An 11,915-nucleotide genomic window follows, 5' to 3' on the forward strand; every position below is an offset into this window, starting at 1 on the left:
AATCAAGTGATCGTCACTGGCATAGCAAAAAGCCGTTTCTCTCTATGAGAAACGGCAAGCAGGATTATAAAGAAGCTTTCAAAATAGAAAGAATGTCATCACGACCAAGTTTCATAAAGTTACCAAAACCACCGTATTCCATTTCTTTCGCCGCAATGTCGGCAATTTTGTCCAACTGATCTTCACCAATGTCATAATCCGCTAAACGACTTGGTGCACCGAGGCTTGTCCAGAAGGCTGACAGCTTGTCGATTCCTTCTAATGCGATATCACGATCTGATTTTCCTTCTGTCTCGATGTCAAACATGTTCAGCATGAGGTTTTTAAAGCGTTCCACATTGTGATCGAGTGTATGACGCATCCAATTTGGGAAGAGGATGGCAAGTCCACCTGCATGCGGAATGTCATAGACAGCCGATACCGCATGCTCAATCGTATGGGACGCCCAGTCTCCAAAGTAGCCCATTTGCAGCGTGCCATTTAAAGCGATCGTTCCTGCATAAAGGATCGTTTCACGGTGCTCATAGTTTTGTAAGTCTTCAAGCAGTTTTGGTGCTGTCTCGATGACTGTTTGAAGAACAGCAAAACACATTCGATCCTGTAGCGGCGTGTTTTTTACATTATGGAAGTATTGCTCGAAGACGTGGCTCATCATATCGACCATGCCGTACACCGTCTGGTTTTCTGGCACAGAATATGTATGCTCAGGGTCTAGAATGGAAAAAGCAGGATGAGTGACTGAACTGCCCCACACATATTTTTCATTTGTTTCCCAGTTTGTGATGACAGAGTCTGGATTCATTTCTGAACCGGTTGCTGCAAGTGTCAGTACTGTGCCAAATGGCAATGCTTTTTGAGCGGTTGTTTTCTTAGAGATAATGTCCCACACATCTCCGTCATACTCTGCTCCGGCTGCAATCGCTTTTGTACAGTCAATCACACTGCCGCCGCCAACAGCTAATAAGAAATCAATTTTTTCATTTTGGCAGATGTCGATTCCCTTTTCCACTGTGGTAAGGCGCGGGTTTGGTTCAACACCTGACAGCTCAAATACTTCAGCTTCTGCTTCATTTAACGCGCTGATCACATTGTCATAAAGACCATTTTTCTTAATGCTGCCTCCACCATATACAAGTAACACTCGTTTTCCATAACGAGCGAGTTCGCTTTTTAGTCCTTCTAGTTGTCCTTTTCCAAACATTAATTTCGTTGGATTATAGTAAATAAAATTTTCCATCTGTTGATACATCTCCTTACAGCGTATATATCCAAAAACATGAAAGACTACTTTAACATATGTACACGTCGAACTCAAAAAGATAACTGCTCAAAAGCAGCTATCTTTTGGTTGTTCGATTATAAAGAAGCATTCAAAATGGCTAGAACATCTTCTTTGTTTAGCTTTTTAAAATGACCAAATTCACCGCGTGCCATTGCACGGTCTGCAATTAAATCAATTTTCTCATCGTTGATATCATAGTCCGCTAAACGGCTTGGTGCACCAAGACTTGTCCAGAAAGCTGACAATTTGTCGATTCCTTCTAAGCCCACTTCTTCGTCTGTTTTGCCCGCAGGGTCCACATCGAATACACGTACCGCTAATTGTTTAAAGCGGCCTGGGTTTTCCTGAATGACATGCTTCATCCAGTTCGGGAACAAGATCGCAAGTCCGCCGGCATGAGGGATATCATAAACAGCAGATACCGCATGCTCAATGTTATGAGAAGCCCAATCACCGCGTGCCCCCATTGACAGCATTCCATTAAGGGCAATGGTGCCAGTGAATAAGATGGTTTCACGCAGCTCATAGTTCTCTAGATCGTTGATCAGCTTCGGTGCTGTTTCAATGACCGTACGAAGAAGCCCTTCACACATACGGTCTTGATAAGGTGTATTTTCCGTGTGATGGAAATATTGCTCGAACACATGTGACATCATGTCAACCATGCCATAAATCGTATGGTTTTTTGGCACAGTGAATGTGTTCACTGGATCAAGAATAGAGAATTTAGGGAAGACTGCTGGACTTCCCCAGCCATATTTCTCATTTGTTTCCCAGTTTGTGATCACTGATCCAGAGTTCATTTCAGAACCTGTTGCAGCAAGTGTTAACACAGTACCGAACGGAATAGCTTCCATTGGGACATGCTTACGCGTCACGATATCCCAAGCATCTCCATCGTACTTCGCTCCAGCTGCGATCGCTTTCGTGGCATCAATGACACTGCCGCCGCCGACTGCCAAAATAAAATCAACGTTGTTCTCTTTGCAAAGCTCAACCCCTTTTCTTACTGTTGTTAAGCGCGGGTTTGGCTCAACACCAGCAAGTTCAGTGATTGCAGCTCCTGATTCTTTTAGGATGCTGACAACTTGGTCATAAAGACCGTTTCGTTTAATACTGCCTCCACCATATACAAGTAATACGTTTTTTCCGTAGTGTTTGAGTTCATCTGAAAGGGCTGATACTTCTCCCTTTCCAAACATTAATTTCGTTGGGTTCCAATAAGTAAATCGATCCATTTGATCTCCTCCTCGCGCTACATTATGCGCCTCAATCATTCCAAAAGTAAAGTAATTTGCTTTAATCCATTTTCTTACGCATAGTTTGGCTAAAAATCTGCAAAATATAAATGTATTGATGCTGTAGCGAAAGGAGGAATCACGATGAGTGCTATTCAGCGTATTGCCCTCGTGCTCACGATTATCGGTGCTATTAACTGGGGACTAATCGGCTTTTTTCAATTTGACTTAGTAGCAGCGATCTTTGGCGGACAAGGCTCTGCATTATCACGTATTATTTATGGTCTTGTTGGAATTGCAGGTCTTGTTAACCTTGGTCTATTGTTCAAGCCAAGCGAAGAAGCTGTTCGCCGTGACGAGCCGAATCCAGAGGTTCGCTAAACAAAAAGACATAAAAAAGGCCGCCTATACGAGGCAGCCTAAGGCACCGTTTGAAGCGGTGCTTTTTTTATTTCTTGATAAGATCTTTACGGTTAGATTGCTCAATCCACTCTTCAAGTTTATCTTTAAGTGTATTGAAACCTTGTGGTGGAGCAGCTTCTTCTTTCACTTGCTGTGGTCTTTGTTTCTTTGGTTTGCTTTCTTTTCTTTCAGGTGCATCTTGTGTAGCACGGATAGAAAGGCTGATTTTACCTGCTTTTTCATCAACAGAAAGAACTTTTACTTGTACTTCGTCACCAATTGAAAGGTGCTCGTTGATGTCTTTTACAAAGCCATGTGTTACTTCAGAAATATGCACAAGTCCTTGAGTTTCTTCATCTAATGCAACAAACGCACCATACGCTTGTAATCCTGTTACTTTACCAGTGTAAACACTGCCTACTTCAAACTTTGTCGCCATGATAACAACTCCTAAATAAATGTTTTAATATTCGTTTATACGCAATTAAAAACTATATCATAGAACGGTCAGTTACGCAAAATATTTTTTATTTGGGTTTAGATCAGTTCAAAAGGGGGAATACCTGAAAACAAGAATGCTTTCTAGTATTCCCCCCTAATTTGAGAGGCATGAGTCCTAATGGATTGATGCCTTTTTTTATTTTAGATGACAGGTGCTTCTTCTTTCACTTGTCGTTCCTGCAAAAAGCGCTGGATTCTTGAAAGTGATTCCTGAAGATGGTCAAGAGACGAAGCATATGAACAGCGAATATGACCTTCACCACTCGGCCCGAAGACATTACCAGGGACAACGGCTACTTTTTCACTCAGGAGCAGCTCCTCGGCAAATTGTTCTGACGTCATGCCCGTCGTTTTAATGGACGGGAAAGCGTAAAATGCGCCGTTTGGCTGGTGGCATGCAAGCCCCAGTTCATTCAAGGAGCCGACAAACAAATTACGGCGCCTTCTGTAGCTTTTCTTCATTTTCTCTACATCTTCAAGCCCATTTTTCAAAGCTTCTTCTGCTGCATATTGTGCCATAGCGGGCGCACACATCATAGAATATTGGTGTATTTTCAGCATAGCATCGCGCAGTACAGGTGGTGCTGCCACATATCCTAAGCGCCAGCCTGTCATGGCAAACCCTTTTGAAAAGCCTGAAATCAGGATCGTTCTTTCCTTCATATCTTGAATTGCCGCCACGCTTGTAAAAGCTTCATCGTACGTCAGCTCTGCGTAAATCTCATCCGTGATAATGAGAAGGTCATGCTCTTTTGCAAAATGAGCAATATCTTCAAGCTCTTCCTTTGAATAGACAGAGCCAGTTGGATTTGATGGTGAGCAAAGCAGGATCGCTTTTGTCTTAGGCGTCAGCTTCGTGCGCAGATCCGCCGAGTCTGCTTTGAAATCTTTTTCAGCCGAGGTACTTAAATAAACAGGTACTCCGCCTGCAAGTGTCGTAAGGGCCCCATATGCTACGAAACAAGGCTCTGGAATGATCACTTCATCCCCGCTGTTTAAAATCGCACGAAAGGCCAAATCAAGTGCCTGGCTTCCGCCAACTGTGATAATAAGTTCTTCTTCAGGACTGTAGTCAATGTGAAACCGCTTATATAAATAATGGCTCAGTTCTTTTCGCAAAGATAACAACCCTGCGTTCGCCGTATAAGAGGTAAGCCCTTGTTCTAATGACATAATACTTGCTTCTCTGACATTCCAAGCTGTCACGAAATCTGGCTCGCCGACACCGAGGGAAATGACCCCTTCCATTGTGGCTGCCAAATCAAAGAATTTCCGAATACCTGACGGCTGAATGCTTTGTACCGTTTCAGATAAATAAGACTTTTTCATTTATGGTGACACCACGATTCTTTTGTCATCGTCTCCTGTTTCAAACACTTTCCCATCATGTTTATATCTCTTCAAAATAAAGTGGGTAGTTGTTGAAACCACGGAATCAAGTGTCGATAATTTTTCAGACACGAAGCGGGCAATATCAGACATAGATCTTCCGCGGATCACAACAGATAGATCATAAACACCTGACATGAGATAGACAGACTCCACTTCCTGAAAGCGATAAATACGTTCAGCAATTTCATCAAATCCTACGCCTCTTTTTGGTGTCACTTTGACATCAATCATTGCTGTGACGCCTTCGTGACCATCTACTTTACGCCAGTCAATCATGGTTGAATAATCAATAATGACTTTTTGATCTTCAAGTTTTTGAATAATCGCTTCTGCTTCTTCTGTTGTCACGCCTGCCATTTTTGCAATTGTATTTAAATCGGCACGGCTGTTTTCATCTAAAATCTCTAATATTTCAGTTTCTTTTTCTGTTAGTTTCATTTGATTTCACACCTCAGATTGTAAAAAGCTAGTTTTAAAAAATCTTCTGAACATTATAGCACGTTTTTCCCATTATGCTAAGCAGGGAAAAGATGCTAACCATAGCTTAAAATCCACTTTTTAGGGTACAATACAGTCACCTAACAGAGAGAGTATCAAGTATCGGAGTGATGAGTGTGGACTTTGTTCAGCCAGCTTATATGAAAAGTAAATTCGGTTTAGATATCTATTATGAGCACTATCCAAATAAGGGGAAGAAAACATTGATCTTAATTCACGGACTCTTCTCTTCTACCTTCAGCTATCGAAAGCTCATCCCGCTTCTGAAACAAGACTTCAATTTAATTGCAATCGATCTGCCGCCATTTGGACAGTCCGAGAAGTCGAATACGTTTATTTACAGCTATCGCAACATGGGAAAGATCATTATTGAGCTAGCTGGTTACTTGCAGATTCAGCATGCGATCCTAGTGGGTCATTCGATGGGCGGCCAAATTGCTTTATACGCTGCATCTGAACGGCCAGACCTATTTGAAAAGGCGGTACTTTTGTGCAGCTCAGGGTATTTAAATAAATCAAAGAGATCGCTTGTTTACAGCACATATATTCCTTATTTTTATCTCTATCTCAAAAGAAAGCTCTTGAAGCAAGGCATAATGAAAAATTTAACCGCTGTTGTACATGATCATTCCATCATTGATCAAGAGATGGTGGACGGATATTTAAAGCCTTTTTCTGATGATCAAATTTTCCGAGGAATTTTCCGCTTGATTCGGCACCGGGAAGGCGATTTGACCTCGGATGTCCTAAAGAAAATGGAGACACCAGTGCTGCTCATTTGGGGTGAGGAAGATCGGATCGTTCCCATTCAAATAGGAGAAAGACTGCACAAGGATCTGCCAAACTCGACCTTGCATGCATTAAAAAAAACCGGACACCTCGTTCCTGAGGAAAATCCGGTCTTTGTGTCTGATCAAATCGGACATTTCAGCCTGTCTTAGCGTGTGCAGGAGCTGCTGTCTCGTATGACGAAAAGCTGATTCGCTATATGTTGACAGCTTTCGAAAGGCAGGAGCTGCTCAAATGAGTGATGATAAATGGCTTGAATGTCTTTTGCTAAAGATAAAGAGTCTTCTGCGTCGTATAATGCACTGATGACGTCAGCAGGCTCCGTTTCATAAAAGTCCTCTCCATATTGAAAAGGGTCCCATGCCTTAATAAGTTGAATCATCTCTTCTACAGCTTGACTATCTTTCATCGGTATCACCGCTTATAATAAATTTTGTGATGTTTATTTTAGCACAACCAACAATGGTTGAAAAACGGCTAGAGGTGGGTTTCATGAATTTCGACGAACAGATCATACGTAAAGGTTCAAAATCAGTGAAATGGGACCAAGCAGAGTCTTTGTTCCTGACAACAGATGCACTGCCGATGTGGGTGGCAGATATGGATTTTAAAGCGCCGCAGGTCGTCCTTGATGCATTGAAAGAGCGATTGGATCATGGCGTATTTGGCTATGCCTTTCAAGACCAGGATACGCAGCAGGCAGTAGCCGAATGGCTCAAAAGAAGACACGGGTGGTCGATTCAGACAGAAGCCGTCACCTTCACACCAGGGATTGTCACGGCACTTAGTTTTGCTGTCCAAGCCTTTACAGCACCGAATGACGAAGTGGTCATACAGTCACCAGTGTATACGCCTTTTTATCAAATGATTGAGCGAAATGGACGTACAGTCTCAACCAACCCTTTAAAAATAGAAAACCACCGCTATCTTATGGATTTTGATGATTTAGAGAAAAAACTGAGCAGACCAGAAGCGAAGCTCATGTTCCTTTGTCATCCGCATAATCCGTCCGGAAGAGCGTGGTCAAAAGAGGAATTAAAACGAGTAGGAGACTTATGTGTCAAGCATGGTGTCACAGTCGTTTCAGATGAGATTCATTCTGATTTGATGCTATACGGAAAGCCGCATGTGCCATTTGCTAGTCTTTCTGACGACATAGCACATATCACAGTGACGTGTATTGCACCAAGTAAAACATTTAATTTAGCTGGCCTCCAAGCATCTGCCATTATCATTTCCGATGAAGAAAAAAGAACCCTTTTCACCAATGAATTGCAAAGAAACGGACTGGCCAAACTGAATGCATTTGCGATTCCTGCGATGGAAGCAGCATACCGCCACGGGGATGAGTGGCTCGATGCACTTGTTCTTTATCTCGAAAACAATATAAAAATGGCGATGGACTATATTGACGAACACCTTCCAAATATGCGTTATATGAAACCAGATGCTTCTTATTTATTGTGGCTGGACATTCGGGATTATCAATTCAGTCAAGCGGAATTGAAACGGAATCTGCTGAAAAAGGGCAAAGTGATCCTAGAGCTTGGTCACGTGTACGGACACGAAGGAGACGGCTTTATTCGGATGAATCTCGGCTGTCCTGCTTCAACAGTCATAGAAGGATTGAAACGCCTTCATCAAGCGTTCACGCAATCATCTGAATAAGCCCTATACGATCGAAAGAACATCCTAACGGGTGTTCTTTTTAAAGAAAAAAACCCTCCTTTTATCATATCTACTTTGTACATGAGATGATATAATGAGAGGAATTACAATTATTTACGAGGAGAGCATTTAAATGGAAATGTTCAAGGATTTTCTGCTCCATGTATCTTTTATTCTATTTCCAATCTTTTTATATCATGCGCTATGGCTAAGCCGGACCCCTGCTCATTTCCCAAAAACGAATAAACTGCTCATCACAGTATTCGCATCCATCTCTTCAGCACTATGTATTATATATCCAGTTGGTTCGATTTTAGATTTGCAGACTGGGCTTCAATCCATCCCTCTTGTACTTGCCATTTTATACGGAGGGTACACTGCTGGGATCGTCGCCATCTTGATAAGTTCCATGGTCAAATTCGTAATGTATGGCTCCTTCTTATGGGTTGGACTCATTGTTGTTCCGATTTACTTTTTCATCCCATTTCTGTTCTACCGGAAATGGCGTCAATATTCGAAGCTGAAAAAGCTGATGTATGGAGTGCTTATCGGTTTATCCAAAGGATTCTTTATTTACATTGGACTGTTCGCGGTCAGCTTAATGGAATACAGCCCAGCCTTTATTATGCAGCAAAAGTTACTGGAGTTATTTTTCTCAACCCTTTACTACATATTCTTTCTTGTGCTAAGTATCTATTCCATTGAATTCGTCAAAGAAAATGCGCAAATGAGAACACAGCTCGTCCACTCAGAAAAACTGACCATTGTAAGTGAACTCGCTGCAAGCGTTGCCCATGAAGTACGCAATCCGCTGACAGTGGTGAGAGGCTTTATCCAATTGCTCTTTTCTAGTGACAATACAAAAGAGCCATCAACCAATAAAGATTATAAAAATCTCGTTCTGTCCGAGTTAGACCGGGCGCAGGATATTATCACGAGTTATCTTGACATTGCGAAACAAAACTATTATCAAATTGAATCTCTCAATCTATCTAAGTTACTAGAGGAATGTGCATCACTGATGACATCCTATGCGAATTTCAAATCAGTCACGATTCATCAATCCATTGAACCAGACTTATACATTCAAGGTGATGAAACGAAGATCAAGCAAGTCATGATTAATTTAATCAAAAATGCGATTGAAGCAGCCCCAGAACACGAAGGGGAAATTGAACTTTTTGCTTCAAAAGAAAATCATAAAATATGCCTTTGTTTCGTGGATAACGGTGTAGGAATGACAGAAAGCCAAATGAAAAAGCTTGGCGAACCATATTACACCCTGAAAAATAAAGGGACTGGACTTGGGCTGACAGTGACATTTTCTATCATTGAAAATCACCATGGAACCATTCGTTTCAAAAGCTCGCTGCAGTCTGGTACAACCGTCACCGTGAAGTTTCCTGAAGATACAAGAAGAAAATGATCAATCCATTTTTTTTGTCCTTTTTTCATCTATCCGCTCCTGCTTCTTAGACGCACGAACGATCAGACGAAAGCAAATAAAAGCAGCAATGAAGAAAATCACCGTGGTGATTGCCGCTGGGATGTACTCCCTTTTATCTTCAGGAAAATACAGTAGAAAGAGTGCGATGAACGACAGCATTCGCCATTCCCCCTTTTGCTCGTTTACTTCACTATATTGGCTAAAAGAAATGAAATACCTTCCTGCGAGAAGGAAATGGAGGAATTTCACATGACAGACATTCAAATTGGACAAGTTGTGAAAGGATTTTACAAAACAGGTGTTTACGTTGGGGAAGTGACAGCAGTGAAACCATCGACCTATCTCGTTCAAGTAAAAGCCGTTCTGACACATCCCACTCAAGGCGACCTGCATCACCCAAAAGAAGCAGACGTGCCTTTTTTCCAAGAGAGACGGGCTTTGGCCTATCGTGAACAGACGAATATCCCTCATCATATGGTGAAGCCTTATGATGGCGGTATACCAGATTATCAAGTATCACTAAAAGAAGCTGTAGATAAATTAAAACAAACGCTCCATGCGGATGATTCCAAATGGGCTGAAAAATCAAGAGCGTGCCTATCTTCTCTCGAAAAAGATTATTTTCCAGAAGACGCCCGCTAATCAGCCGAATCAAAAAAGTGTGAGAAATCGATCAGCTCACCAATTTTGGTTGTTTGCGGATTTTCCACATAGGCTCTGTCTTTTTCAAAAAGGGTTAGCAGCTGATAAGTCGTCATAGCATCATCAAGTGCTTTATGATGCTTACCAGCTCCTTCACTGCCGTATTCCTTTGCCGCTTTGCGAAGCCCTGTCAGTGTACGATCACCAAAAAAGGTTTTATACTCAAAGGCAAGGTCCCTCAGCTTCCCCTTAAAAGGAAAGGCAATGTGATTCAGCATACAGTTTTGCTTCAGCACCTTCATGTCCATATTGCCCCATGTAATAATCTCACAATCCTCTCCCCCATCAAGCGACACGAGCTTCTCGATAAACGCCTCAAAGGAAATTCCGCTCTCTACATCCTGCTGCGTAATGCCGAGGAACGATTTACAGCGCTTCGTCAGCTTCGGGAACTTTTTCGGTTTGACGTAGCTAGAGAACGTGTCTATAATCGTTTCACTTGCCGCTTTCACTACCCCAGCTTCAATAATTTCAGGAAAAAAATTTTGTGGATGATACTTTCCATCAGGCATCGTAAATTCAAAATCGACCACAAGCACCGCCTTCTGTTCCACCAGTCTCACCTCACTTTCTCGTCAGTTTTTCATCCTGATATCATTATATTAAGACGGACCTTGAAATCACTTCATTTTCTTGAAAATAATGCAGATTCACTATGCCCAACCTATCATCAGATGAAAGATCGTTTATTTTCCTTTATAATTATTAAGGAACACGAAATAAATAAAGAAGGTGGTCTCTATCACAAACAGGAAGAAAAACTTGTACATCATGTGGTTTGTGAACTTTTTTGTATCTGCCAGCATTACAATGATCGTCCCTTTTTTATCACTTTACATAGAATCTCTTGATAGCAGCTATTCAAATGAATTTGTCCAAAGGTGGAGCGGCTATGTCTTTGGGGTCACGTTTTTAACGGCCTTTCTGATTTCTCCGATTTGGGGACGGATTGGTGACCGTCATGGCTATAAAAAGATTTTACTCATTAACGGAATTGGGATTGCAACAAGTATTCTATTAATGGGGCTTGTGCAAACCGTTTATCAGCTATTCGCACTGCGGCTCTTCATGGGGCTTGTCACAGGCTTTATCTCGACTTCAATGGCACTGATCTCTGCACAGACGGAAAAGGCAACTGCAGGTAAAACCCTTGGAACGATGCAGATGAGTAATGTCGCCGGGGGGTTGTTTGGTCCATTAATGGGCGGCTTCATGGCAGACAGCGTCGGATTTATTTATACGTTTTTCCTCACAGCGACTGTCATTTATGTGTCAGCTATTGTGATTATTTTCGGAGTGAAAGAACAGCCCATCCGTTCAAAAGAAGCAAAGCGCGTTTCTTACTCACGGAAGGATGTACTCGTTCATATTTTCAAACAGCCTTTGCTTGTGGTCACGATGCTTTTAACGTTTATTACACAAGTAGGGAACTTTAGCATTCAGCCACTTTTGGCTTTATACATTCATGATTTACACGGTCCTGTTAATCTCGCATTTTATGCGGGTCTTGCGTTCTCTGCAACTGGACTTGGCAATCTGCTCTTTACACGAAAATGGGGAGATCTCGGAGATCGAATTGGTCACGACAAGGTGCTGCTTGCCCTTCTCATCCTCTCCTCTATTTTATTCATCCCGCAAGCGATGGCGGATTCCTATGTGATGTTAGTACTTTTCCGTTTTCTATACGGAATGGCACTTGGCGGGATTATTCCGTGTACGACGGCGTATATTCGGATCAAAGCACCTGCCTCTATGCAAGGGGAAGTGCTCGGATACAATGTCAGCTTCCGCTTTCTTGGGAATGTCGTCGGTCCGGTGATTGGCGGCATTGTGGCGAGTCATTACGGGATTCCAGCTGTCTTTTATGTCACCGCCGGAATTTTTCTGTTTGGCGCGTTATTTTTATGGGCGGTCCGCTCGCATGCGAAGACAAAAGAAAGGAGTGTCTGATCCAGCATCAGGTACTTTTTTTTCATGTGTAGAAGCCTTATTCACT

Annotated in this window: 14 protein-coding genes; 6 read left to right on the forward strand and 8 right to left on the reverse strand. The window is 42.2% G+C overall.

The genetic code is table 11. The features are described from left to right. Window positions 1-64: 64 nt before the first annotated feature. Together MHH26_RS12960 and MHH26_RS12965 are read right to left on the reverse strand one after the other, a co-directional pair. Window positions 65-1,237: an iron-containing alcohol dehydrogenase gene (locus MHH26_RS12960; RefSeq protein ID WP_034659782.1), complete on the reverse strand. Its 1,173-nt coding sequence runs from the start codon at window positions 1,235-1,237 to the stop codon at window positions 65-67. Between the two features lie 119 nt (window positions 1,238-1,356). Then, on the reverse strand, window positions 1,357-2,520 hold the full coding sequence (locus tag MHH26_RS12965) for an iron-containing alcohol dehydrogenase (protein WP_340973630.1): 1,164 nt from the start codon (window positions 2,518-2,520) through the stop codon (window positions 1,357-1,359). A gap of 144 nt (window positions 2,521-2,664) precedes the next feature. On the opposite strand from MHH26_RS12965, the gene MHH26_RS12970 reads away from it, so the two are divergent. Next, window positions 2,665-2,901 carry a DUF378 domain-containing protein gene (locus MHH26_RS12970; RefSeq protein WP_003212952.1) on the forward strand — a complete coding sequence of 79 codons (237 nt, stop codon included), beginning with the start codon at window positions 2,665-2,667 and terminating at the stop codon, window positions 2,899-2,901. Between the two features lie 67 nt (window positions 2,902-2,968). Here the strand turns inward: MHH26_RS12970 and yugI are convergent, their stop codons facing one another. The 3 genes from yugI to MHH26_RS12985 all read right to left on the reverse strand — a co-directional run bounded on the left by yugI (window position 2,969) and on the right by MHH26_RS12985 (window position 5,253). Beyond that, window positions 2,969-3,361 carry a S1 domain-containing post-transcriptional regulator GSP13 gene (gene yugI, locus MHH26_RS12975; RefSeq protein WP_307500168.1) on the reverse strand — a complete coding sequence of 131 codons (393 nt, stop codon included), beginning with the start codon at window positions 3,359-3,361 and terminating at the stop codon, window positions 2,969-2,971. A 203-nt stretch (window positions 3,362-3,564) separates the two neighbouring features. Beyond that, window positions 3,565-4,752 carry an aminotransferase gene (locus MHH26_RS12980; protein WP_307500169.1) on the reverse strand — a complete coding sequence of 396 codons (1,188 nt, stop codon included), beginning with the start codon at window positions 4,750-4,752 and terminating at the stop codon, window positions 3,565-3,567. Then, window positions 4,753-5,253, reverse strand: coding sequence for an Lrp/AsnC family transcriptional regulator (locus tag MHH26_RS12985; protein ID WP_003213765.1), 501 nt, complete (start codon window positions 5,251-5,253; stop codon window positions 4,753-4,755). Window positions 5,254-5,429: 176 nt separating this feature from the next. Between MHH26_RS12985 and MHH26_RS12990 the strand changes: the two genes are divergently transcribed. Continuing rightward, entirely contained in the window at window positions 5,430-6,254 is an 825-nt protein-coding gene (locus MHH26_RS12990; protein ID WP_034659788.1) for an alpha/beta fold hydrolase, read from the forward strand. On the opposite strand, the gene MHH26_RS12995 is transcribed toward MHH26_RS12990, so the two are convergent. Next, on the reverse strand, window positions 6,251-6,511 hold the full coding sequence (locus MHH26_RS12995; RefSeq protein WP_003213422.1) for a YugE family protein: 261 nt from the start codon (window positions 6,509-6,511) through the stop codon (window positions 6,251-6,253). The genes MHH26_RS12990 and MHH26_RS12995 overlap by 4 nt on opposite strands. An 83-nt stretch (window positions 6,512-6,594) precedes the next feature. On the opposite strand from MHH26_RS12995, the gene MHH26_RS13000 reads away from it, so the two are divergent. Together MHH26_RS13000 and MHH26_RS13005 are read left to right on the forward strand one after the other, a co-directional pair. Beyond that, a complete protein-coding gene (locus MHH26_RS13000) occupies window positions 6,595-7,770 on the forward strand; it encodes a MalY/PatB family protein (RefSeq protein WP_334750393.1) in 1,176 nt (391 codons plus the stop codon). Window positions 7,771-7,903: 133 nt separating this feature from the next. Next, a complete protein-coding gene (locus tag MHH26_RS13005; protein WP_307500171.1) occupies window positions 7,904-9,196 on the forward strand; it encodes an ATP-binding protein in 1,293 nt (430 codons plus the stop codon). On the opposite strand, the gene MHH26_RS13010 is transcribed toward MHH26_RS13005, so the two are convergent. Further along, window positions 9,197-9,376, reverse strand: a complete 180-nt coding sequence (locus MHH26_RS13010) for a hypothetical protein (RefSeq protein WP_034659795.1) — start codon at window positions 9,374-9,376, stop codon at window positions 9,197-9,199. Between the two features lie 90 nt (window positions 9,377-9,466). Between MHH26_RS13010 and MHH26_RS13015 the strand changes: the two genes are divergently transcribed. Beyond that, a complete protein-coding gene (locus MHH26_RS13015; RefSeq protein ID WP_034659797.1) occupies window positions 9,467-9,859 on the forward strand; it encodes a kinase-associated lipoprotein B in 393 nt (130 codons plus the stop codon). Here MHH26_RS13015 and kapD read toward each other — a convergent pair. Continuing rightward, a complete protein-coding gene (kapD, locus tag MHH26_RS13020; RefSeq protein ID WP_095285843.1) occupies window positions 9,856-10,473 on the reverse strand; it encodes a 3'-5' exonuclease KapD in 618 nt (205 codons plus the stop codon). The two genes, MHH26_RS13015 and kapD, sit on opposite strands and share 4 nt — an antisense overlap. 217 nt (window positions 10,474-10,690) lie before the next feature. On the opposite strand from kapD, the gene MHH26_RS13025 reads away from it, so the two are divergent. Then, window positions 10,691-11,869 (forward strand): MFS transporter, encoded by a 1,179-nt coding sequence (locus MHH26_RS13025; RefSeq protein WP_249114944.1) that lies wholly within the window; start codon window positions 10,691-10,693, stop codon window positions 11,867-11,869. Window positions 11,870-11,915 lie beyond the last annotated feature (46 nt).

Origin of the sequence: Bacillus sp. FSL K6-2839 (assembly GCF_038003365.1) — a bacterium.
GTDB lineage: Bacteria > Bacillota > Bacilli > Bacillales > Bacillaceae > Bacillus.